The organism is Streptococcus castoreus DSM 17536, from assembly GCF_000425025.1.
Classification (GTDB): Bacteria; Bacillota; Bacilli; order Lactobacillales; family Streptococcaceae; genus Streptococcus; species Streptococcus castoreus.
Genome location: NZ_AUKZ01000004.1, coordinates 19,965 through 44,101, shown reverse-complemented (window position 1 = coordinate 44,101; position 24,137 = coordinate 19,965). Strand labels below are relative to the sequence as shown.

Annotated in this window: 20 protein-coding genes and 2 pseudogenes; 18 read left to right on the top strand and 4 right to left on the bottom strand. The window is 38.0% G+C overall.

All coding sequences use genetic code 11. The annotated features are described in order from the left end of the window. The first annotated feature begins 155 nt into the window (after nucleotides 1–155). From H346_RS0101060 to H346_RS0101050, 3 genes are read left to right on the top strand one after another with little or no spacing between them, the layout of a single operon-like run. Nucleotides 156–1,070 carry a LysR family transcriptional regulator gene (locus tag H346_RS0101060; RefSeq protein ID WP_027969438.1) on the top strand — a complete coding sequence of 305 codons (915 nt, stop codon included), beginning with the start codon at nucleotides 156–158 and terminating at the stop codon, nucleotides 1,068–1,070. Next, complete coding sequence (gene lspA / locus H346_RS0101055) at nucleotides 1,067–1,525, top strand: signal peptidase II (protein ID WP_027969437.1); 459 nt, start codon at nucleotides 1,067–1,069, stop codon at nucleotides 1,523–1,525. Before H346_RS0101060 ends, lspA begins: the two co-directional genes overlap by 4 nt. Beyond that, entirely contained in the window at nucleotides 1,515–2,408 is an 894-nt protein-coding gene (locus tag H346_RS0101050; protein ID WP_027969436.1) for an RluA family pseudouridine synthase, read from the top strand. The genes lspA and H346_RS0101050 overlap by 11 nt, the downstream gene beginning before the upstream one ends. A gap of 116 nt (nucleotides 2,409–2,524) precedes the next feature. Here the strand turns inward: H346_RS0101050 and H346_RS0101045 are convergent, their stop codons facing one another. Beyond that, complete coding sequence (locus tag H346_RS0101045; RefSeq protein WP_027969435.1) at nucleotides 2,525–3,139, bottom strand: TVP38/TMEM64 family protein; 615 nt, start codon at nucleotides 3,137–3,139, stop codon at nucleotides 2,525–2,527. A gap of 279 nt (nucleotides 3,140–3,418) precedes the next feature. Between H346_RS0101045 and pyrR the strand changes: the two genes are divergently transcribed. From pyrR to H346_RS0100985, 11 genes and pseudogenes are all read left to right on the top strand, one after another. Continuing rightward, nucleotides 3,419–3,940, top strand: a complete 522-nt coding sequence (pyrR, locus tag H346_RS0101040; protein ID WP_027969434.1) for a bifunctional pyr operon transcriptional regulator/uracil phosphoribosyltransferase PyrR — start codon at nucleotides 3,419–3,421, stop codon at nucleotides 3,938–3,940. A 15-nt stretch (nucleotides 3,941–3,955) separates the two neighbouring features. Next, nucleotides 3,956–5,215: a uracil-xanthine permease family protein gene (locus tag H346_RS0101035; RefSeq protein WP_027969433.1), complete on the top strand. Its 1,260-nt coding sequence runs from the start codon at nucleotides 3,956–3,958 to the stop codon at nucleotides 5,213–5,215. A gap of 55 nt (nucleotides 5,216–5,270) precedes the next feature. Continuing rightward, a complete protein-coding gene (locus H346_RS0101030; protein WP_027969432.1) occupies nucleotides 5,271–6,203 on the top strand; it encodes an aspartate carbamoyltransferase catalytic subunit in 933 nt (310 codons plus the stop codon). A 36-nt stretch (nucleotides 6,204–6,239) separates the two neighbouring features. Beyond that, entirely contained in the window at nucleotides 6,240–7,337 is a 1,098-nt protein-coding gene (locus H346_RS0101025; protein WP_027969431.1) for a carbamoyl phosphate synthase small subunit, read from the top strand. A gap of 367 nt (nucleotides 7,338–7,704) precedes the next feature. Continuing rightward, a complete protein-coding gene (gene carB / locus H346_RS0101020; protein WP_027969430.1) occupies nucleotides 7,705–10,881 on the top strand; it encodes a carbamoyl-phosphate synthase large subunit in 3,177 nt (1,058 codons plus the stop codon). Between the two features lie 210 nt (nucleotides 10,882–11,091). After that, nucleotides 11,092–11,718 (top strand): annotated as a pseudogene (locus tag H346_RS09530) (efflux RND transporter periplasmic adaptor subunit); the annotation flags it as partial. After that, a pseudogene (locus tag H346_RS09525) lies at nucleotides 11,675–11,962 on the top strand (ABC transporter ATP-binding protein); the annotation flags it as partial. The pseudogenes H346_RS09530 and H346_RS09525, both read left to right, overlap by 44 nt. Nucleotides 11,963–11,977: 15 nt before the next feature. Further along, nucleotides 11,978–13,198 (top strand): ABC transporter permease, encoded by a 1,221-nt coding sequence (locus H346_RS0101005; RefSeq protein ID WP_027969428.1) that lies wholly within the window; start codon nucleotides 11,978–11,980, stop codon nucleotides 13,196–13,198. A gap of 635 nt (nucleotides 13,199–13,833) precedes the next feature. After that, nucleotides 13,834–15,576, top strand: a complete 1,743-nt coding sequence (locus H346_RS0100995; protein ID WP_027969427.1) for a glycerophosphoryl diester phosphodiesterase membrane domain-containing protein — start codon at nucleotides 13,834–13,836, stop codon at nucleotides 15,574–15,576. A gap of 115 nt (nucleotides 15,577–15,691) precedes the next feature. Continuing rightward, nucleotides 15,692–15,964: a 30S ribosomal protein S16 gene (gene rpsP / locus H346_RS0100990; RefSeq protein ID WP_027969426.1), complete on the top strand. Its 273-nt coding sequence runs from the start codon at nucleotides 15,692–15,694 to the stop codon at nucleotides 15,962–15,964. A gap of 8 nt (nucleotides 15,965–15,972) precedes the next feature. After that, nucleotides 15,973–16,212: a KH domain-containing protein gene (locus tag H346_RS0100985; protein WP_002985072.1), complete on the top strand. Its 240-nt coding sequence runs from the start codon at nucleotides 15,973–15,975 to the stop codon at nucleotides 16,210–16,212. Nucleotides 16,213–16,441: 229 nt separating this feature from the next. Here H346_RS0100985 and H346_RS0100980 read toward each other — a convergent pair whose 3' ends face one another. Next, the gene (locus H346_RS0100980; RefSeq protein WP_027969425.1) at nucleotides 16,442–17,926 is read right to left on the bottom strand and encodes a DUF1846 domain-containing protein; all 1,485 of its coding nucleotides are present in this window, start codon (nucleotides 17,924–17,926) and stop codon (nucleotides 16,442–16,444) included. A gap of 524 nt (nucleotides 17,927–18,450) precedes the next feature. Between H346_RS0100980 and H346_RS0100975 the strand changes: the two genes are divergently transcribed. Continuing rightward, nucleotides 18,451–19,671, top strand: a complete 1,221-nt coding sequence (locus tag H346_RS0100975) for an MFS transporter (protein ID WP_027969424.1) — start codon at nucleotides 18,451–18,453, stop codon at nucleotides 19,669–19,671. 209 nt (nucleotides 19,672–19,880) lie between these two features. Here the strand turns inward: H346_RS0100975 and H346_RS0100970 are convergent, their stop codons facing one another. Further along, nucleotides 19,881–20,246: a thioesterase family protein gene (locus H346_RS0100970; RefSeq protein WP_027969423.1), complete on the bottom strand. Its 366-nt coding sequence runs from the start codon at nucleotides 20,244–20,246 to the stop codon at nucleotides 19,881–19,883. Between the two features lie 109 nt (nucleotides 20,247–20,355). On the opposite strand from H346_RS0100970, the gene H346_RS0100965 reads away from it, so the two are divergent. Beyond that, complete coding sequence (locus H346_RS0100965; protein ID WP_027969422.1) at nucleotides 20,356–21,084, top strand: pseudouridine synthase; 729 nt, start codon at nucleotides 20,356–20,358, stop codon at nucleotides 21,082–21,084. Nucleotides 21,085–21,165: 81 nt separating this feature from the next. On the opposite strand, the gene H346_RS0100960 is transcribed toward H346_RS0100965, so the two are convergent. Beyond that, nucleotides 21,166–22,407: an aminopeptidase gene (locus H346_RS0100960; protein WP_027969421.1), complete on the bottom strand. Its 1,242-nt coding sequence runs from the start codon at nucleotides 22,405–22,407 to the stop codon at nucleotides 21,166–21,168. A 168-nt stretch (nucleotides 22,408–22,575) separates the two neighbouring features. Between H346_RS0100960 and H346_RS10125 the strand changes: the two genes are divergently transcribed. Then, nucleotides 22,576–22,704, top strand: a complete 129-nt coding sequence (locus H346_RS10125) for a DUF4044 domain-containing protein (RefSeq protein ID WP_083940703.1) — start codon at nucleotides 22,576–22,578, stop codon at nucleotides 22,702–22,704. A 54-nt stretch (nucleotides 22,705–22,758) separates the two neighbouring features. After that, nucleotides 22,759–24,072: a GTPase ObgE gene (obgE, locus tag H346_RS0100950; RefSeq protein ID WP_027969420.1), complete on the top strand. Its 1,314-nt coding sequence runs from the start codon at nucleotides 22,759–22,761 to the stop codon at nucleotides 24,070–24,072. The last annotated feature ends 65 nt before the right edge of the window (nucleotides 24,073–24,137 follow it).

Below are 24,137 nucleotides of genomic sequence, written 5' to 3'. Positions count from 1 at the left end.
CTATACCATTAGCAATTTACTTGTTGTGTCTTTTGACCATTTTATGATAAAACAGTATCCAGAAGAAACGCTTTAAGTCATAAAAGGAGGTTAGAAGATGTTGTAACAGTAGCTTTATGTTATAATTAGTGGTACTAGATTTAGAAAGGGAAGCAATGAATATTCAACAATTACGTTACGTGGTTGCTATTGCAAATAATGGGACTTTTCGCGAAGCTGCCTCCAAATTATTTGTTAGTCAACCAAGTCTTTCGGTTTCTGTTAAGGATCTAGAGACAGAACTTGGGTTTCAAATTTTTAATCGAACCACTTCAGGAACGGTTTTGACGAGTCAGGGACTTATATTTTACGAAAAAGCTTTAGAGGTAGTTAAATGTTTTGATTCATTTGAGAGAGCATTTTCACAGTCTGATTTAAACCAAAATGAATTTTCAATTGCCAGTCAACATTACGATTTTCTTCCTCCTTTAATCACAGCCTTTTCCAAACAATATGGTGGTCATCGTGTTTTTCGTATTTTTGAATCAACAACTATTCAAATTTTGGATGAGGTAGCACAAGGAAATAGTGAAATCGGGATTATTTATCTTAATGCAGAAAATCAAAAAGGGCTTTTCCAACGGATGGATAAATTAGGTTTAGAATATGTCTCATTACTTCCTTTTACGACTCATATCTATCTTTCTAAGACGCATCCACTGGCAGATCGGGATGTTCTCTATTTAAAAGACATTCAACACTTGCCTGTGGTGAGATTCACACAAGAAAAAGATGAATACTTATACTATTCTGAAAATTTTGTAGATACAAGTGAATGCCCTCATATTTACAATGTGTCTGATAGGGCAACCTTAAATGGTATTTTAGAAAGAACGGATGCTTTTGCAACGGGGTCAGGATTCCTTGATCAGCGAAGTGTTAATGGCATTAAAGTCATTCCTCTTGTTGACCATATTGATAATCAGATGATCTATGTTAAGCGAAAAGATAAGCATTTATCGGTTGCTGGGTTGACTTTTGTGACCATATTAAAAGACTATTTTGAAGAAAGAAGGAAAGCTTTAGCGTGAAAAAAATCGTTTTTAGTCTTGGCTGTGCATTTTTTATTATTTTAGACCAACTAAGCAAATTTTGGATTGTTTCACATATCCCATTGGGAGACATTAAAGCGTTTATCCCAGGTTTTGTTAGTTTAACCTATTTACGGAATAGTGGAGCAGCTTTTTCAATATTACAAAATCAGAAATGGTTCTTTGTTTTAATGACTGTTTTAGTGATTGGTTATGCCATTTATTATGCTATCAAACATCCTCAAATGTCATTTTGGAAACAATTTGCACTGATGTTTATTATAGCAGGAGGTATTGGAAATTTTATTGACCGTGTACGTCTATCCTACGTTATTGATATGATTCATTTGGATTTTATCGATTTTGCAATTTTTAATGTAGCAGATTCTTATCTTACTATTGGGGTCATCGTACTAGTCATCTGTTTATGGAAAGAAGAGAATGATGGAAATTAAGGTTGTTGAATCGGGGCAGCGCTTGGATAAGACTTTAGCTGATTTAAGTCCCCTGTCACGTCGTCAGGCTAATGATCAGATTAAACAAGATCTTGTCAGAGTTAATGGTTCCCGAAAGAAAGCTAAATATACTGTTCAAGCAGGTGATGTGATCACTTTTGAACTCCCAAAAGAGGAGATTTTAGAATACCAGGCTCAAGATCTTCCTTTGGATATTATCTATGAAGACGATGTTCTTGCTATTATTAATAAACCCCAAGGGATGGTTGTTCACCCATCAGCAGGACATCCTTCTGAAACCATGGTCAATGCTCTTATGTTCCATGTTAAAGATTTGTCATCAATAAATGGTGTTGTCCGTCCAGGAATTGTTCACCGTATTGATAAGGATACTTCAGGTCTTTTGATGGTGGCTAAAACCAACGTGGCTCACAAAATTCTAGCAGAAGAATTAAAAGCTAAAAAGTCGCTACGAAAATATCTGGCCATTGTTCATGGAAATTTACCAAATGACCGTGGTCTTATTGAGGCGCCGATTGGTCGCAGTGAGAAAGACCGTAAAAAACAAGCTGTCACTGCAAAAGGAAAAGAAGCCACAACTCGTTTTACGGTTTTGGAACGTTTTGGTGATTACACTTTGGTAGAATTACAACTTGAGACGGGGCGTACCCACCAGATTCGTGTCCATATGGCTTATATTGGTCACCCTGTAGCAGGAGATCCCTTATACGGACCGCGTAAAACCTTGTTTGGTCATGGGCAGTTTCTTCATGCTCAGACCTTGGGGTTAACACATCCAAAAACAGGTGAAGAAATGGTTTTTACGGTTGAAGCACCTGATCTTTTTCAAAAAACATTGCAACAATTAAGACAAAAACGATAAATGAGGAAGAACAAGTTGTTTCTACCTCATTTTGAGTCTCTAAAAGCGTGGTGAAAAAGGGAATTGTAAGGAAGAGGTGGTCAAGTGTCATGATTGATGGTAAATGATTATCTTAATCAGAATTGAAGCACTTGGCCAACAAATTGAATGCCTTGGTAAGTGAGAATAGTATAGATATAAAGTGTGATTGGTTTTGTAAGAAGGAAAATAATGATGAACTTGCGCAGAGACATTTTTCCTAAACCGGCTACCATACAAAGAAAATCATCGGGAAAACCTGGCAGAATAAAGGCAATTGCAAGGAAACGTTCAAAATAGTTTCCTTTGTTTAAGTAAGGGATGTATTTATCGTAAGTTTTACTAGAAACAAAAGCTTTGGCAAACTGTTCACCATATTTTCTAGCCAATAAAAAGCTAAGGAGTGAACCGATGAAAATACCAATCGTATTGTAAACCAATCCCATAAAAGGACCAAAGACCACATGTCCTAAAACGCAAGTCAATCCACCTGGAATAACAGGGTAAACAACCTGTATCATCTGAATTAAGATAAATAGGCAGGGGGCTAGAATTCCAAGTTTAATCAAGTAGGATTGGAAGATCCCACCGACCGTAAAGAAATTTGGATGTTGTTGAAAGTAAACGAAGAATAGCAATGACAAGATGATACCAAATCCTGTGATTAGTTGGATTAGCTGCTTGTGGTTTGGTTGATATGTTTTAAGTTGCATAAAAGTCTCTCGCTTTCATCACTTTAATAATTGGTTTTATTGTACTATTGTCATGATACAAAAACAATAGGTCTCAGGATGTATTTTCTAAAAAAATACTTGTCTTTGGAGGGTGTTTTTGCTATACTGGTAGAAATAAAATATTCCTTTAAAACGGTCCTGTGAGGCTGTCAAGGAGACCCATCTGAAGAAATGCACATCATGTCATTGTGCTATGTTTTGTTGAATCTCCTTGTTATCAGGGAGATTTTTTATTTTGACATTTTGAGGAGGTTTTACATGAAGTCTAAAGAAATTGTAGATGATGTCACCATGAAACGTGCTATGACACGTATTACTTATGAGATCATTGAGCGTAACAAGCAGCTAGACAATGTGGTTTTGGCAGGTATCAAGACTCGTGGAGTATTTCTAGCCCGTCGTATTCAAGAACGATTGCAACAGTTAGAAGGTTTAAATTTACCGATCGGGGAATTAGATATTAAGCCTTTTAGGGATGATATGAAAGTTGAAGAAGACACAACGACTATGCCGGTTGATATTACTGGTAAAGATGTTATCTTGGTAGATGATGTGCTTTACACAGGACGAACCATTCGCGCAGCTATTGATAATTTGGTTAGTTTAGGGCGTCCTGCTCGTGTTAGTTTAGCGGTCTTGATTGACCGTGGTCATCGTGAATTGCCGATTCGCGCAGATTATGTTGGAAAAAATATCCCAACCAGTAGTGTGGAAGAAATTGTCGTTGAGGTTGTCGAAATTGATGGTCAAGACCGTGTTAGCATTGTTGATCCAACATAAGAAAGAGGTTGTTTTGTGAAAGATGTTATTTATGATGTGGAAGAAATGCCAAAAGCAGGTATTTTAATTGGTTTGTCGTTCCAGCACTTATTTGCGATGTTTGGGGCGACTGTCCTTGTCCCAATTTTAGTTGGAATTGATCCATCAGTCGCCTTATTGTCAAGTGGTTTAGGAACTCTAGCCCATTTGTCAGTGACCAAGTTTAAAATTCCGGCTTACATGGGATCAAGTTTTGCTTATATTGCCGCTATGCAAATGTTAATGAAAACAGATGGCATTGGTGCAGTCGCACAGGGTGCAGTCACAGGTGGCTTGGTTTACTTGATTGTTGCTCTTGTTGTAAAAACTATTGGTAATGAATGGATTGATAAAATTCTGCCACCAGTTGTTGTTGGTCCGATTGTTATGGTTATTGGTCTTAGCCTTGCTTCGACAGCTGTTAATGATGTCATGCTAAAGGACGGAAAATATAACCTAATCTACGTTGTCATTGGTTTGGTTACCTTATTATCAGTCATTTTCTTCAATATCTATGGGAAAGGGATTGTAGCTATTATTCCAATCTTACTAGGATTGTTGATTGGTTACCTCTTTGCACTATTTGTTGGGATGATAACGGGACAGGAAATTATCAATTTTACGAATGTGGCACAAGCCGAATGGTTCAGTATTCCAGCAGTAGAAATGCCTTTTCTGACTTATAGTTTTAAATTCTATCCCAGTGCAATCTTAACAATGGCACCGATTGCTTTTGTCACAATGACAGAACATTTTGGGCATATCATGGTTTTAAATAGCCTTACCAAAAGGGATTATTTCAAGGATCCTGGTCTTGAAAAAACACTAATGGGTGATGGTTTTGCTCAAATGATTGCCGGTTTCTTAGGTGCTCCGCCAGTAACCTCTTACGGTGAAAATATTGGTGTGATGGCTTTAAATAAAATATTCTCAGTTTATGTTATTGCCGGTGCGGCGGTTATTGCAGCTCTTCTAAGCTTTGTTGGTAAAGTATCAGCACTGATCCAATCCATTCCAACGCCAGTGATTGGTGGGATATCAGTGGCATTGTTTGGTGTTATTGCTTCCAGTGGGTTGAAAATCCTGATTGAAGCTAAAGTTGATATGGATAATAAGAAAAATTTGTTAATTGCCAGTGTCATTTTGGTGTCTGGAATTGGAGGACTTATGCTTCAAGTGAATGGGCTTCAAATTTCAGGTGTTGCCTTTGCAACACTTCTTGGAATTATCTTGTATCAAGTTCTTCCGGAAAAGTAATAAGTCATTCATTTACTTGTTTAGTTGTCATTAGTTATTGATAAAGGGGATAATCATGTCAGTCGTAAATCATCGTGTTGCACTCAAAAATTTAGTTTCCATGGAACAGCTGACGAATGAAGACGTTTTAGGGCTTCTCAGTCGTGGTTCAGAATATAAGGCAGGTAAGGTCACTCTTTCAGATAATAAAAAGCATTTTGTCGCCAATTTATTTTTTGAAAATTCAACCCGAACGCACAAATCATTTGAAGTCGCTGAGAAGAAACTTGGTTTAACCGTTCTTGATTTTAATACTGATACAAGTGCTGTTAATAAAGGTGAAACACTTTATGATACGGTTTTGACCATGAGTGCTCTTGGAACAGAAATTTGTGTGATTCGTCATCCAGAAGATGAATACTATAAAGAATTGGTGGAGAGTCCAACGGTTACGGCTTCTATTGTGAATGGTGGTGATGGTTCTGGTCAACACCCAAGTCAATGTTTGCTTGATTTGTTAACTATTTATGAAGAATTTGGGAAATTTGAAGGATTGAAAATTGCCATTGCCGGGGATTTGACCCATTCTCGTGTGGCAAAATCCAATATGCAAATTTTAAAAAGGCTAGGAGCAGAGTTGTATTTTTATGGCCCTGAAGAATGGTATGCGTCAGAATTTGATGATTATGGGACTTATGTTGCTATTGATCAGATTATTGATGAATTGGATGTTTTGATGCTTCTTCGTGTTCAACATGAACGTCATGATGGGCGTCAAAGTTTTTCAAAAGAAGCTTACCATAGGCAGTTTGGTTTGACAAAAGAGCGCTACAAGTCTTTAAAAGCGTCAGCCATTATTATGCATCCAGCTCCAGTCAATCGTGACGTTGAAATTGCAGATAGTTTGGTAGAAGCTCCTAAAGCGAGAATTGTGACCCAGATGGCAAATGGTGTCTTTGTTCGTATGGCAATTATTGAAGCCATTCTTAATGGGAGAAGTGAAAAATAGTCAAACACGTTTTAAAACGTGTTGGAAGGTGTTGAAATGACAAAACGATTACTTATTTTGGAAGATGGCACTGTTTTTGAAGGACGCCCTTTTGGTGCAGATAAAGATGTTACGGGTGAAATTGTTTTTAATACAGGAATGACAGGCTATCAAGAATCAATCACTGACCAATCTTATAATGGGCAAATTTTAACATTTACTTACCCTCTTATTGGAAATTATGGCATCAATCGTGACGATTATGAATCTATTACACCAACTTGTAGAGGCATTGTTGTATCTGAGGTGAGCAGACGCGCAAGCAATTGGCGCCAACAAATGACTTTGGATGAATTTTTGAAAAATAAAGGCATTCCAGGAATTTCAGGTATTGACACGAGAGCATTAACTAAAATGATTCGGCAACACGGGACCATGAAAGCAACACTGGCTGATGATGGGGATACGATTGAGCATTTAAAAGATCAGCTTCGTGCGACAGTCCTACCAAGCAATGCTATTGAACAGGTCTCAACCAAGACAGCTTACCCAGCACCAGGGATTGGAAAAAATATTGTATTAGTGGATTTGGGTTTAAAACATTCCATTTTAAGAGAACTTTCAAAAAGGCAATGTAACGTTACGGTGGTTCCTTTCAATGTAACGGCAGAGGAAATCTTTCAGTTAAATCCGGATGGCTTACTGCTTTCAAATGGACCAGGAAATCCAAAAGATTTGCCAGAAGCTTTAGACATGATCCGTGGTGTTCAAGGTAGAATTCCTATTTTTGGAATCTGTATGGGGCATCAACTCTTTAGCTTAGCGAATGGGGCTAGAGCCTTCAAAATGCCTTTTGGTCATCGTGGTTTCAATCATGCAGTAAAAGAAATAGCGACTGGACGCATTGATTTTACAAGTCAAAATCATGGTTATGCTGTGGAGCGTGAGAGTTTACCTGATAGTTTATTGGTTACCCACGAAGAAATTAATGATAAAACTGTAGAAGGGGTTAGGCATAGAGAACTCCCAGCCTTTTCTGTCCAATTCCATCCAGATGCTGCCCCTGGACCACATGATGCCAGTTACCTATTTGATGAATTTTTGGAAATGATTGATGCTTGGCAGCGAAAACAAGAGATAAACCACCACCACTAAAGTAAACGAGTTAGTGGACTTCTTGTCCAATGGAGCAATTTGTATGGCGATCACTCAAGAAAAAGTCAATGGAAACGATTTGTCTGTCCTTATAAGACTTCGAGTCATGGTTTAGTTTGAAATTGTGAATCCTAGAGAGTCAATGATTTTATGTATTAATTGCTAGTAAAAACAATACTTTTTGTTAAAAAATCATCAGAAATGATTTCATGTTACCCAGTGAGGTAGCGAATAAAGAAAGGGGAAAGAAGGGGCGTTCAAAATAGAACACGACGAAAATCTCAGAATTTAGGTCACTTGCTGGGACGTAAGTATTTGTTGGTTTCCTTAGTTTGAGAGTTCTCTGGTCGCCTTTCATATCTTAAGTATGCCAAAAAGAAAAGATATTAAAAAAATCATGGTTATTGGGTCGGGTCCGATTATCATTGGTCAGGCTGCTGAATTTGACTATGCAGGAACTCAGGCTTGTCTTGCTTTGAAAGAAGAAGGCTATCGTGTTGTTCTTGTCAATTCAAATCCAGCAACGATAATGACAGATAAGGAAATTGCAGATAAGGTTTATATTGAGCCAATTACCATTGAATTTGTGACACGCATTCTACGAAAAGAACGCCCAGATGCCTTGTTACCAACACTTGGCGGTCAAACTGGTCTTAATATGGCAATGGAATTGTCAAAAGCGGGTATTCTTGGTGAACTTGGTGTTGAACTCCTTGGGACAACATTATCAGCTATTGATCGGGCCGAAGATCGGGATCTTTTCAAGCAATTAATGAAAGAACTTGATCAACCAATTCCAGAATCTGAAATTGTTAATACGGTTGAAGAGGCGGTTGCCTTTGCATCAGCTATTGGCTATCCAGTCATTGTCCGTCCAGCCTTTACCCTAGGCGGTACTGGTGGTGGGATGTGTGCTAATGAGCAAGAATTGTGTGAGATTACTGAAAATGGTTTGAAATTATCCCCAGTAACACAATGCTTGATTGAACGCTCAATCGCTGGTTTCAAGGAAATTGAATATGAAGTCATGCGTGATGCGGCTGACAATGCCCTTGTTGTTTGTAATATGGAAAACTTTGATCCAGTTGGTATCCACACAGGAGACTCAATCGTTTTCGCTCCAACACAAACGTTATCAGATATTGAAAATCAAATGTTACGTGACGCTAGTTTGAAAATCATTCGTGCCCTTAAAATTGAGGGCGGCTGCAATGTTCAACTGGCCCTTGATCCACATAGTTTTAATTACTATGTTATCGAAGTCAATCCACGTGTGTCTCGTTCATCAGCACTCGCCTCAAAAGCAACAGGTTACCCAATCGCAAAATTAGCGGCTAAAATTGCTGTTGGTTTGACTCTTGACGAGATGATTAACCCCGTTACTGGGACAACCTATGCGATGTTTGAGCCGGCTCTTGATTATGTCGTTGCTAAAATTCCACGCTTTCCATTTGATAAATTTGAACATGGTGAACGTCACCTTGGGACGCAAATGAAGGCAACTGGTGAAGTAATGGCTATCGGTCGAAATATCGAAGAAAGTTTGCTAAAAGCTTGTCGTTCTTTAGAGATTGGTGTTTACCATAATGAAATGCCAGAACTAGTAGAGGTAACAGATGATGCCCTCATTGAAAAAATCGTTAAAGCCCAAGATGATCGTCTTTTCTACCTTTCAGAAGCCATCCGTCGCGGTTATACGATTGAAGAAATGGCAGAGCTAACAAAGATTGACCTGTTCTTTCTAGACAAACTCCTTCATATCTTTGAAATCGAGCAGGCTCTTGTAACAAACGTCAAGGATGTCACTGTTTTACGAGATGCCAAACGAAATGGATTTGCAGACCGTAAGATTGCAGAGCTTTGGAAGATGACAAGTGATGAGGTGCGTGCTTTTCGACTTGAGAATCAGATTGTCCCAGTCTATAAGATGGTTGATACCTGTGCTGCTGAATTCGAGTCAGCAACACCCTATTTCTACTCAACTTATGAATGGGAAAATGAGTCAATTAAGTCCGACAAAGAATCCATAATTGTCCTTGGTTCAGGTCCAATCCGTATCGGGCAAGGGGTTGAATTTGACTATGCAACCGTTCACTCGGTTAAAGCCATTCAAGCAGTTGGTTATGAAGCTATCATCATGAATTCAAATCCTGAAACAGTCTCGACAGATTTTTCAGTTTCAGATAAACTCTATTTTGAACCACTAACCTTTGAAGATGTGATGAATGTGATTGAATTGGAGCAGCCAAAAGGTGTGGTTGTCCAGTTTGGTGGTCAAACAGCGATTAACCTAGCAGAAAGCTTGTCAAATGCTGGTGTCACTATTCTTGGGACACAGGTTGCAGATCTTGCCCGTGCCGAAGATCGAAATCTCTTTGAACAAGCACTTAAGGAAATGACTATCCCACAGCCGCTAGGCTATACAGTGATTAATGAAGAAGAAGCCGTTGAAGCAGCTCGTAAGATTGGTTTTCCAGTCTTGGTTCGCCCGTCATATGTTCTTGGTGGACGTGCGATGGAAATCGTTGAAAATGAAGAAGATCTTCATTCTTACATGCGTACAGCTGTCAAAGCTAGTCCTGACCATCCCGTCTTGATTGATAGCTATATCATTGGTCATGAGTGTGAAGTTGATGCTATTTCAGATGGCAAAGACGTTTTGATTCCCGGAATTATGGAACACATTGAACGTGCAGGGGTTCACTCAGGAGACTCAATGGCGGTTTACCCCCCACAAGGACTTTCAAAGAAAGTTCAAGAAACGATTACAGAATACACTAAGCGACTGGCGATTGGACTGAACTGTATCGGGATGATGAATATTCAATTTGTCATCAAAGATGAAATGGTTTATGTGATTGAAGTTAACCCACGTGCTAGCCGTACCGTGCCATTTCTTTCTAAGGTAACAAATATTCCAATGGCACAGGTGGCAACAAATCTGATTTTAGGAAAATCTTTGGCAGAACAAGGTTATCAGGATGGTCTTTATTCTGAAAGTCCAAATGTCCATGTCAAAGCACCGGTTTTTTCATTCACTAAATTGGCCAAGGTTGACAGTCTTTTAGGACCAGAGATGAAGTCAACAGGTGAAGTAATGGGAACAGATATAACGCTTGAAAAAGCTCTTTATAAAGCATTTGAAGCTAGTTACTTCCATCTTCCAGAGTTTGGCAATATTGTGTTTACGATAGCTGATGATACCAAGTCTGAAGCTTTGAAATTAGCTGAACGATTTGACAAAATTGGTTATCGTGTGTTAGCGACGGAAGGAACGGCAAGGTATTTTGAGGAACAAGGACTTGTTACTCATTTCGTTGGAAAGATAGGTGAAAGTGATAATGATATCCCAACGCTTGTTCGTCACGGAAATGTTCAAGCCATTGTCAATACTGTTGGGACCAAACGAACAGCAGATGAAGATGGACAAATAATTCGTCGTTCAGCCATTGAACAGGGAGTGCCCTTATTCACTGCCTTAGACACAGCCGAAGCCATGCTAAAAGTTTTAGAAAGCCGTGGTTTTACGACACAAGCAATTTAGAACCTAAAGCCATTTTTAAGGAAACTTAAAATGGCTTTTTATCTGGTCACTATTACAAAAGTGTTTGTGCGGGACAAGCAAAAAGCGTTACAATAGAATGGGATATCGACTTTATGACCTGTTTTATAAAAAATTAACTAATTCTTGACAAGTGTTTTAAAAGGTCATATACTTGTCTTATGGAAGTAGTACAAAAAAGGGGGGACAGAAATGTCTAAAAAAGGGAAGATTAGACTGTCAAAGAAAACAAACGGTATTATCATTGGAATTAGTGTACTAACATTAGTGGTTATCGGAGGAATTTTGTGGAAACAGCAACAGGATAAGCTTTCAGCTAGTACTGTCAAAAAACCGTACTCGTTGGTTAATGTAACTGAAGGCAGTATAGCTTCTTCAACATTGCTTTCGGGGACTGTCAAAGCACTTTCGGAAGAATATATTTATTTTGATTCAAGCAAAGGGACAAATGCAACTGTAACTGTCAAAGTGGGAGATCAGGTAACCAAGGGACAGCAATTGGTTCAATACAATAAAACTGTTCCTCAGGCAGCCTATGATACAGCTGTTCGCAATTTGAATAAAATTGGTCGCCAGATTGATCATTTAAAAACTTACGGGGTCCCTGTAGCGACAACTGATACCACTAAAGATGAGGAAACAGGGAAAGAAACAACGACAACAGTTCAGCCGTCAGCTCAGCAAAATGCCAGTTACAAGCAACAATTACAAGATTTAAATGACAGTTATGCGAATGCTCAATCAGAGGTGAATAAAGCACAAATTGCTTTAAATGATACAGTCGTTGCCATCGGAATTATCAGGGGGACAGAAACAGAGAGTAGCTATTGCACGTGCCTTGGTGAATAATCCTTCTATTATTTTGGCAGATGAACCAACAGGTGCCTTGGATACTAAAACAGGTCAGCAAATTATGCAGCTTTTGACAGAATTAAATAAGGAAGGGAAAACAATCATTATGGTTACTCATGAGCCGGAAATTGCCGATTTTGCAACTCGAAAAATTGTTATCCGTGATGGTGAGATTACAACTGATACAACAAAAAGGGTCAGAATTGACTAGGAGGATAAATAATTAATGGAAAATTGGAAATTTGCTCTTAGTTCTATCTGGGGGCATAAGATGCGCTCAATTTTGACCATGCTAGGGATTATTATTGGGGTATCAGCAGTCGTTATCATCATGGGGCTTGGTAATGCGATGAAAAAAAGTGTTACAGACTCTTTTTCAAGTAATCAAAAAGAGATTCAACTTTACTACAAAGGAAATGATGAGGAAGAAGATTCTTATGCTTCCTTATATCCGCACCAAAACACTCAAGAAGTCAAAGCTGAGTGGTTAGAACAAATTGTTAGAGATATTAAAGGGATTGATTCTTATTATTTTACTAATAGTACCTCCTCAACCATTTCTTATGAAAAAAAGAAGGTGAAAAACACCTCGATTACAGGGGTTAGCCAAGATTATTTCAAAGTTAAAGATTATGCTATTGTAGCAGGACGGACACTTAAACCAGAAGATTATCGAAACTTTTCTCGTATTATACTATTAGATACTGTTTTATCAGATGAACTCTTTGGAAAAGGCAACTATGAAAAAGCGCTAAATAAAGTTGTGAGTTTAGGCAATAAAGATTACCTTGTTATAGGAATTTATAAAACCGAGCAATCTGCTATTACCACAGGTGGTTTAATGGGTAGTGCTATTATGGCTAACACACAAGTGGCTTCTGAGTTTAATGTTAAAGAGGTCGGCTCTATTTACATTCACGTGAGTGATGTTCGTCAAAGCCTTGTCTTAGGAAATGCTGCTGCAGACATGTTGACTAAGCTATCTCACGTTAAAGATGGACGATACGCTATTCCGGATAATAGCAAACTCATCAAGCAAATTGATACTCAATTTGCGATTATGACAACAGTTATTGGTTCTATTGCAGGAATTTCTTTGCTCGTTGGTGGCATTGGAGTGATGAATATCATGCTAGTTTCTGTTACTGAACGGACACGAGAAATTGGGTTGCGAAAAGCTTTGGGAGCCACTCGTTTAAAAATCCTTGCGCAGTTCTTGATAGAATCAATTGTTCTGACCGTTATTGGAGGTTTACTGGGTCTATTGCTAGCTCAACTTTGTGTAGGCGTTTTAGGAAGTGCTCTGAAATTAAAAGGAGCTGCTGTTTCTTTAGATGTAGCATTGGTTGCGATTCTTTTTTCAGCTGCGATAGGCATTATTTTCGGTCTATTGCCGGCTAATAAAGCAAGTAAATTAGATCCAATTGAGGCTTTACGCTACGAGTAGCTTTGGTATCTCTATATATTTTTGAAAAAAAGTTAAAAGTGTTTGGTGCCCTATCAATTCTGTTATCAATCGTTCCAGTTGTCTATTTGATGAGATAACTTGATATTATTCAATCCCTAAGGTTTTAGCATAGTTGGTCAAAAATTATCGAAGTTGTTATCCCAATTATCCCAGGAGCGTGTGACCACAGTAGTCGGTTTTCTGGTCTTTGGGTCTGTTTTTGGGGTTTTACTTAATGTTACGGGGATTTACACCGGCTCTTCAATAGTATTTAGGCTCGTTAGAAAATATGGAAAGCCTTTTATTCGATTATTTTAACGAAAGATCAATTAGATCTCTACGAGAAAAAATTAACTGCTAAAACATTTGAAGTCTTTTTTATCTTAAATATGCTTTCTCCACTGGCTCCTGCGGCTGTGTTGATTATGATGATAGGATTAAGTTGAATGAGCCATCAACGATTTTTGATAATTATCATGATTTTTTGGCTGATTTCGATTATTGTTTTTAGCTATTTTTGGATTTATGGTGGAGAGGTCATCAAACATATGCTCGTGGCTTTTTAATTCCTAGTTAAACGCCGTTTAACTGGGAATTTTTTAGGTTATTACATTAACTGTTAAAAGGAGATTTCAATGACAGTTTTATCTGATTTATTCTCAATAATGACAAAAATCAGACTATCTTGGTTAATAAAGGCAAGTGTCTTTCAATTACTATTTGTTACAATTGCTAATTTTGTATTGTCTGAATGTTTCTACTCAATTTTAAGTGTCACCGGTCAATATCATTTAGACAAAGATAATTTTTTAACCTTTTTTAAGAATCCGATAGCACTTGCCCTGTTATGCGTTTATTTATTTTTATTGGCTGTGTTTATCCATCTAGAATTTTTTGCACTCTACCGTATCATTACTAATCGAGACATAAGTATTAGAGATTTTGGGAAACAATTTTCATCTTATCTTGGTCGTATTTGGAGGACTTTTTCAGGCTACCAATTATTCCTTTTTTTAGCTTATGTTCTGATTACTATTCCAGTTTTGCATCTGGGGTTGTCCTCGGTTATTACTGAAAAACTTTATGTGCCAGAATTTATTGTTAAAGAATTATCTAAAACAGCTACAACTCAATATTTTTTGTATGCCGTTTTTATCTTTTTATGTTATCTCAATCTGAGATTGATTTATTTTTTACCGTTGCTGGCGATAAAACATCGGACGGTGAAAGAAGCCTTAGTAGAGAGTTGGCAAAGGACAAAAGGTCATCGAGTGTCTCTATTTATAAAACTCATAACCGTTAGCGGTTTTGTTTTCTTGATGTTATCAGTGGCGATTTCTCTTATTCTTTTTTTGCTCTATTTTATTAATCCTAAGGAAGGTCAATCACTCATACAACTACTTTCATTGACGGCTATTTGGGAATTAATCTTTTTTGCTACTATTTTCTTGAAACTCTGCTCTGCAGTGATGCTAAAAGAAGAGATTGAACCAAGTAGAGAAGTTTTGGTCAAAGACCAGCCAAATAGATGTCGTAAACGATACGTTCTGCTGCTTTTTCTGATAACTTTGGGTTTTGCCTATCAATCTTTAGAGCGTTTATCGGTTTTCAAAAGTCCCACATCAAAGACTGTAATAGCTCATCGAGGTCTTGTTTCAGCAGGTGTTGAAAATTCGTTGGAAGCACTGGAAGGTGCTAAAAAAGCGAATAGCGATTATGTTGAACTAGATTTAATGTTAACTAAGGATAACCAGTTTGTCGTATCGCATGATAATAAATTAAAACGCTTAGCTGGCATTAACGAAGAAATTCGACATTTAACGTTGAAAGAAGTTGAACAATTAAGAATTCATCAGGGACGATTTTCAAGTCACTTTGTTTCATTTGAAACCTTTTATAAAAGAGCCAAGGCATTAAAAATGCCACTATTAATTGAACTTAAACCAACGGGTTCTGAACCTAAGAATTATGTCGATCTTTTCTTGGAAACTTATCACAGACTTGGTGTCGGTAAGGAAAATAAGGTGATGTCACTTAATTTAAAAGTGATGGAAGCAATAGAGAAAAAAGATTCTTCAATCACCACGGGTTATGTGATTCCGATCCAATTTGGTCTGTTTGGTGATGAGAGGGTTGATTTTTATGTGATTGAGGATTTTTCATATAGGTCTTATTTGTCAACCCAAGCTTTCTGGGAGAAAAAAGATATTTATGTTTGGACCATTAACGATGCTAAGAGAATCGAACATTATTTATTAAAACCTATCCAAGGGATTATTACAGATAAACCTGATCTAACAAAGCGATTAATTAGAGAATTAGAAAATGATACTTCTTATTTTGGACGTCTTGTTAGAGTTATCAGTAGTCTTTATTAATTCAAAAACTGTCAAGAAAAAAACTTGACAGAAGATTTTAGTTAAGCTATACTAGTGCATATAAGGATTAGCAAAGCTATTTCTTGAAATTATTATAAGAAAAGAGATATTACAAATGGCAGTTAAAATTCGTTTGACTCGTATGGGTTCTAAGAAGAAACCTTTCTATCGTATTAACATTGCAGATTCACGTGCGCCACGTGATGGTCGTTTCATTGAAACGGTTGGCACTTATAACCCGCTTGTAGCTGAAAATCAAGTGACACTTAAAGAAGATCGTATTCTTGACTGGTTGTCTAAAGGGGCACAACCTTCTGACACTGTTCGTAGCATCCTGTCAAAAGCTGGTGTTATGACTAAATTCCACGATCAAAAATTCTCTAAATAGTAAAGCCTATGGATACCATTGAAAATCTTATTATCGCTATTGTGAAACCTTTGATTTCACAACCAGATAATCTTACCATTAAAATTGAAGATACTCCTGATTTTTTAGAGTATCATCTTGACTTGGATGCTCAAGACATCGGTCGTGTTATCGGCAAAAAAGGTCGTACTATTACAGCGATAAGATCGATTGTCTACTCGGTTCCAACTCTAGGAAAAAAAGTTCGTTTAGTCATTGATGAGAAATAATAGCTTTTCGGTTGCTATAACAATTGATAAAGAATAGTCTGTTAGCCTCAGTTAGCAGGCTTTTTGTTTATTTATTTCAAAGGTCTTTGATGTCAAGTTAGCGCTCAATAACAGGAGATAATGAAAAATCTTAGAGAGTTTATGTAATTGTGTTTTGAAGCCAAAATCAAACAAAAAGTTCTATAATCTCCGCAGTGGTTTTATCCACTACAGAAATTATAGAACTATTTTATTTACGGTACAATTTGTTGTGCTGATAAACAGGATCAAAGGTCACATTAACCCCTAATTTGCGCAAAACATTTTTATCTTCATCGGTTAGAGTGACGGTAGAATGCGCTTCGCTCCCCTTAAGGTTTCCGAGCTCTTTCATGGCAAGATTAGCCTGTTCATTGTTTCTAGCGGTAATGGCTAGCGCAATCAAAATTTCATTGGAATGTAAACGTGGATTTTGGCTCCCTAGATGGTTTACTTTTAGTCCTTGAATTGGTTTAACGTATTCGGGTTCGATTAAGTGGGTTGCCTTGTCAATATTAGCCAGTGTTTTAATTGCATTAATAATGACGGCTGCAGTTGGTCCAAATAGTTCAGATGTTTTTCCGGTTACAATTTGACCATTAGGTAATTGTAAAGCCAGGGCGGGTTGACTAGTCAGCTCTGCTTTTTGGCGAGCAACAACAGTGACTTGACGATCTTCAGGAGTAACTCCAATATCATTCATTAAGAGTTCAATCTTCTTAACAGCAGCTTCCGTGACACGTTCTGCTTTAAAATCTACAAGGGTTTGATAGTAGCGGCGGATAATTTCTTGTTTTGACGCTTCAATAGCAGCTTTTTCATTGATAATTGAAAAGCCGACCATATTGACCCCCATATCTGTTGGTGAGGCATATGGCGATTGGTTCAAAATACGTTCAAAGGTTCGGTTTAAGACTGGGAATACTTCAATATCACGATTATAATTGACAGCAGTTTTGCCATAAGTTTCTAGATGGAAAGGGTCAATCATATTCACATCATCTAAATCGGCAGTAGCTGCTTCATAAGCTAAATTAACCGGGTGATGGAGAGGAAGGTTCCAAACAGGGAAAGTTTCAAATTTTGCATAGCCAGATGTGACACTATTCATTTGGTCGTGGTACATTTGTGACATACAGGTGGCTAACTTTCCAGAACCAGGACCGGGAGCTGTTACAACGATAAGATTACGGCTTGTTTTAATGTAGTCATTTTTCCCCATCCCCTCAGAAGAGATGATATGATTAATATCAGTCGGGTAACCTTTGATTGGGTAATGCAAATAGGAAGCAATGCCATTTTTTTTCAGCTGTTTACGAAAAGTATCAGCAGCGGATTGGTTATTGTACTGGGTAATCACGACTGATCCAACGTAAATATCTAAAGTATTAAATTTATCGATTAAACGAAAAACTTCCTGATCGTAGGAAATCCCTAAATCTCCCCGAGCTTTAGAATGTTCAATATTATTGGCATTGATGGCAATAACAATTTCGACGTGTTCTTTTAGTTCCTTAAGCAGTTTAATTTTATTGTCAGGTTCATAGCCAGGCAGTACGCGAGCAGCATGGTAATCTTCTAACATCTTACCACCGAATTCCATGTAAAGTTTGCCATCAAACTGGCTGATACGTTCTAAAATATGATCTCTTTGTAAGTTCAGATATTTGTTAGAATCAAAAGCAATAGTCTTCATTTTTTTCACCTCTGTACAGCATTATAACAAGAAAGGAAAAGAAGGGAAAGTTTTTTTGTCTGATGTCATGACAGACGCAGTAAATGGTTATTTCCGAATTATCGTACAGATGAAAACCATTCATAATAGTAAAAAATCTAAAAATAATCATTTGTTGTGGAATATCTGAACATTGACATGCAAACAATGTTATTTCTTACTGAAAAATCTTTCATGTGTTTTGCATAGTCTAATGCTTAACGGTAATTCGTCATTAGGAGACTGGATCAGGTAAGAGAAGAATTATCTGATAAATAACTTGACAATGAGAGTCGGCTTGATTATACTATTAACAATGAAATACCGCTTTAAACATGTTCCGTGAAACATGAAAGTGACAATGATAGAGAGGCTTATTAGAGACTCGAATTTTTTGTAAGCTTGAAATGACTCGCGGGACTTGTACCAGAGTCTTTTTTGGTGTTAAAAAAGAGGTATTCCATTAATTAAAGTAGTCAGAGAGCTGCTATTAAAAGGAGAATACCATGTCAAAATTGTCTTTAGACAAGAATAACAAACGTGCCTTATTGGCTGCTATTGTAGCATCTGGAACAGATGATCTTAATGTGATGTTTTTAGCTTTTTCCATGTCGTCAATTATTACAGAACTTGGCATTAGTGGGACACAGGGAGGCTGGATTGCGACTATTACCAACTTAGGAATGTTGGTTGGTGGTCTATTATTTGGTTTACTGGCAGATAGGTATCACAAATTTAAAGTCTTTAAGTGGACTATTGTCCTTTTTTCTTTAGCGACAGGTGCTATCTATTTTACTCAAAGGCTCTCTTTTTTGTATGCAATGCGCTTCATAGCAGGTATTGGAGTCGGTGGTGAATATGGGGTTGCGATTGCTATTATGGCAGGAATTGTCCCTCCCGGTAAGATGGGACGAATCTCTTCGTTAAATGGTATTGCGGGGCAACTAGGATCTATCAGTTCAGCTCTTTTAGCGGGCTGGCTCGCTCCAAGTCTTGGCTGGCGTGGCCTCTTTCTTTTTGGTTTGCTCCCAATTTTCTTGGTGATTTGGATGAAACTGGCTATAGATGACGAAAAAATTTGGGATAATTATGGTCAAGAGCAGGAAGAAGGTAGCCAACCTGTTAGAATTAATGAGTTATTTAAGACAAGAACATTGACTGCTCAAACCCTTGCTTTAATGGTTATGACGACAGTACAAATTGCTGGTTATTTTGGAATGATGAACTGGTTGCCAACGATTATTCAAACAAGTTTGCACCTTTCTGTTAAGAGTTCCTCCTTGTGGATGGTATCAACGATTTTGGGCATGTGTCTAGGCATGTTGGTCTTTGGTCACATTTTAGATCAGTTTGGTCCACGATTGGTTTATTCCATTTTCTTATTAGCATCAGCTATTTGTGTTTATCTTTTCCAATTTGCCAATTCCATGACTGGTATGGTCATTGGTGGTGCAATCGTGGGATTTTTTGTTAATGGAATGTTTGCGGGTTATGGTGCGATGATTACAAGACTTTATCCACATCATATTCGTTCAACAGCCAATAATGTTATTCTTAATGTTGGACGTGCTTTGGGAGGTTTTTCATCAGTTATTATTGGAAGTATCTTGGATGTGTCTGGTGTAGCGATGGTCATGATTTTCTTAGCCTCTCTTTACTTAGTTAGTTTTATAGCGATGTGGACAATCACAGATTTAAAAGCAGACCGCTATCAAAGGTTGCATTAAGAAATGGGCAAATAACAGGTGTAAAAGCTATTTGTTAGTATTTGAAAATCATTAGACAATAGGTGCTGATAAAATCTAATCTTAACTTTTAGAATAAAATTAGCCTAAAAAATCACTATAAATCAGCACTTTTAACGTGTATGATCTATAGTGATTTTCTCTTGTTTTAAAGTATCTTGCTTAGCTCCTTTTTCATAGTGCAAACATGCCTAATCTGCTAGTTTGGCAAGAAATTCTTTGCTGTTGACACATACCCTTGTGTGGCAAGCTTTGCCAATCAACTGCTCTTCAACAAAAGCTTCGAGCCGAAAATCGTATTTTCGTCCCTCTTCTTTGAGGGCTGTGATGATAATTGTAACTGGCTTACCGATGGTAGAAGCGGTTAAATGCTGAATGGTGATCTCGCTACCAACTGTTGTTAATCCGTTGTCTAACTGGCTTTGGGCAAATAAATAAGAAGTGTTTTCCATAAAGGTAACAAGCGCAGGGGTGCTCAACACATCAAGGTCACCAGAGCCCATCATCTTGGCAGAATGTTTGTGAGTTGTTTTGTAAATTTGAGAATAAATGGTCATTTTTACCTCCAATTCTTTGAACCCATTATAATATATTAAACGCTTACAGTCTTAAAAGGACTATCTTTTGTGCTATACTATTTAAAGAATTTCTTTTGAAAGGGTCAGTATGCGATTAGATAAATTTTTAGCGGAAGCTGGGATTGGAACTCGGAGTCAGGTCAAGCATCTCATAAAAAAGAAAGAAATCTTAGTGAATCAAGTTGTTCAAACCTCAGCAAAGTTTCAAGTAGATGAGCATAAGGATCAGGTGACTTATCAAGGAAAAGATTTGGCTTATGAACCCTTTGTGTATTACCTTTTAAATAAACCAGTGGGTGTTGTTTCGGCGACGGAAGACCCAGTTCATCAGACTGTTCTGGATTTACTTGATGATGTGGCGCATCAAAAAGAAGTATTTCCTGTCGGAAGACTAGATAAAGATACGCATGGCTTGTTGTTGCTCACAAATAATGGTAAGTTAGCTCATGAGCTTCTATCACCTAAAAAACATGTTGCAAAAGAATACCTTGCTAAAGTGATAGGTATTATGACTAATGAAGATCAAGATCGATTTGCTAGAGGGATTGTCTTAAAAGATCATCAGTGTTTGCCTGCACAATTGCAAGTGATAGAGACTGATTTAGAACAAGGCAGCAGTTTGGTTAAAATAACCATTAAAGAAGGTAAATTCCATCAAGTAAAGCGGATGGTCGCGGCCTGTGGCAAGGAAGTTACCAATTTACAGCGTGTCAGCATGGGACCATTGAGACTTGATGATGAACTAGCAGTGGGTGAATTTAGAAGATTAAAACCCGAAGAATTAACTCTCTTAGCAGATTATTGGCAAGATTTGTAGGATATAAGCTTTTCTTAAGTAGTGATCATATCGGTTGGAGAAGCATTTTTTATCATCATGGTATAAGACTTTATGAAGTTTTCAAATAGCCCATTCTCCCCCACGGAAGATAGGAATGACTTGACCATTTTTAGTGATCCCATCAATATCCATGTGTTCAGAACCAATCATAAAATCAACATGGGTAGTAGACCGATTTAAACCAGCTGCTTTTAATTGCTCGTTGGTCATTTCTGTCCCACCTTTGATGTTAAAAGCGTAGGCAGAGCCAATAGCTAAGTGGTTAGAGGCATTTTCATCAAAAAGGGTGTTAAAAAAGGTTAAACCAGAAAGAGAAATTGGGGTTTTATGAGGGACCAGCGCCACTTCACCCAGAGAACGAGCACCATCATTTTCCTCAACCAGTCGTTTGATGGTTTCTTCGCCCTTTTTAGCCGTTACATCAATAATTTTCCCATCTTTGAAAGTAAAGGTCATGTCTTCAATCACAACACCGGCATAAGAAAGCGGTTTAGTCGATGTCACATAACCATCTGCACGGTGATAATCTGGTGCGGTAAAAACTTCTTCGGTTGGCATATTGGCAATGAATTCTTCCCCTTGAGCATTGCTACTTCCAGCTGCTTCCCACAAATGATTTTCAGGCATGCCAAGGGTCAAGTCTGTTCCGGGTGCCGTATAATGGAGGGCATCAAATTGATAGTCATTTAAGATATTAGCTTTAGAAACAAGGCGTTCTTGGTGTTGTTCCCATGCTTTGATAGGATCTTCTTCATAAATTCGGTTCATCTTGAAGATAGCATCCCAGAGGGCATCAACTTGTTCTTCTTCAGTTGCCAAATCTGGGAAAACCATGGCAGCCCATTCTGGACTTGCAGCAGCTACAAGATTCCAGCTGACTTTATTAGCTTGGGTGGCAGCGCGTTGCTCTTCCAGGGCAATTGAGGTGGCGCGGGTAGCTCCTGATAAGCGTTCTGAATCAACTCCAGCAAATACATTTGGGTCAGATGAACGGACCACTAAACGACTGGCTTTTTTACCAAGGAAGTAATGTGATTTTTCAACCACGTAATTTGGAACCTTTAGAAGACGATCTTCATCAGCCATCAAGAGTTTTTCGCGCGTGATTTGGTCATCAATGTAGTCAACAACAACTTCTGCAGCCCCAGCTTCGTAAGCTTTTTTGGTTAAAAGACGAGCGAAGTAGTAATGCTCAGCAGCAATGGTAATCAAAAGGGTATGACCCTTTTGAATATTAATACCTTTTTTGACCAGTAGGTTAGCATATTTTTCAAGATTGTGATTGAAATTTGGTAGAACCATGGAAATCTCCTAAATATTATTTTGTAAATTCTAATGTATCATATTAGAGAAGAATTCACAAGAAATGGTGACAGATGAATGCTTGGTAGCAAGGTTCATTTGTTATTTGCTTAAAACTGGTTTTCATGTTAAGATATAAAAAGAAAAATCATAAGATGAGGTAGAAACGTGGCATTTGGAGAAAATGGACCTCGCAAAAAGACAACCTTTGAAAAAGTGACAATGTTTGTTGTTGTCCTAATGGTTCTTGTAACTGTTGGTGGGCTTATTGCGGGTGCCCTATCAGTATTGATGTAAGAAAACGCTGAAAGGCGTTTTTTTACAGTAAAAGAAAGTCAGAGAATAAAAAGTATGAGTATGTTTTTAGATACGGCAAAAATTAGCGTCCAAGCGGGTCGTGGTGGCGATGGTATGGTAGCTTTTCGCCGTGAAAAGTATGTCCCAAATGGTGGCCCTTGGGGTGGAGATGGTGGCAAGGGAGGCTCCGTTATCTTTAGAGTTGACGAAGGCTTACGCACCTTGATGGATTTCCGTTACAATCGTAAATTTAAGGCTAAATCAGGCGAAAAAGGCATGACTAAAGGCATGCACGGTCGGGGTTCTGAAGACCTCATTGTATCTGTTCCTCAAGGAACAACGGTTCGTGATGCGGAAACCGGAAAAGTGATTACAGATTTGGTTGAGCATGGTCAAGAAGTGGTTATTGCTAAAGGTGGTCGTGGCGGTCGTGGGAATATTCGCTTTGCAACTCCTCGCAATCCAGCGCCAGAAATTTCTGAAAATGGAGAGCCTGGTGAAGAACGTCAATTAGAATTAGAATTAAAGATTCTTGCAGATGTTGGTTTGGTTGGTTTTCCGTCTGTTGGGAAATCAACGCTTTTGAGTGTGGTTTCATCTGCTAAGCCTAAAATTGGTGCCTATCACTTCACAACTATTGTGCCAAATCTGGGCATGGTTCGTACCAAGTCTGGTGATAGTTTTGCGATGGCAGATCTTCCTGGACTGATTGAGGGTGCCAGTCAGGGTGTTGGTTTAGGAACCCAGTTCCTCCGTCATATTGAGCGGACACGTGTTATTTTGCATATCATTGATATGTCTGCAAGTGAGGGTCGAGATCCTTATGAAGATTATGTTTCTATTAACAATGAACTTGAAACCTATAACTTACGATTGATGGAGCGCCCGCAAATTATTGTGGCTAATAAAATGGATATGCCAGAAGCGCAAGAGAACTTGATTAGTTTCAAGGAAAAATTGGTCGCCCAGTATGATGAATTTGAGGAAGTGCCAATGATTTTTCCAATTTCAAGTTTGGCACATCAAGGACTCGACAATTTATTAGAAGCGACAGCAGAATTGTTGGCTAAGACTGATGAGTTCTTGTTATACGATGAATCTGATTTAGTTGACGAAGAAGCTTACTATGGTTTTTCAGAAGCTGAGAAAGACTTTGACATTACACGTGATGACGATGCCACTTGGGTCTTGTCTGGTGAAAAATTAGAACGTCTCTTTGTCATGACCAATATGGAACGTGATGAATCTATCATGAAATTTGCCCGCCAACTACGTGGCATGGGGGTTGATGAGGCACTTCGTGAACGTGGTGCTAAAGATGGTGATCTTGTTCGCATTGGTCAGTTTGAATTTGAGTTTGTGGATTAAAAACTGTTTTTAGACTATGGTAAGTTGGACCATTTCAGCATCAAGTAACAATGCTAGTCCGTTTA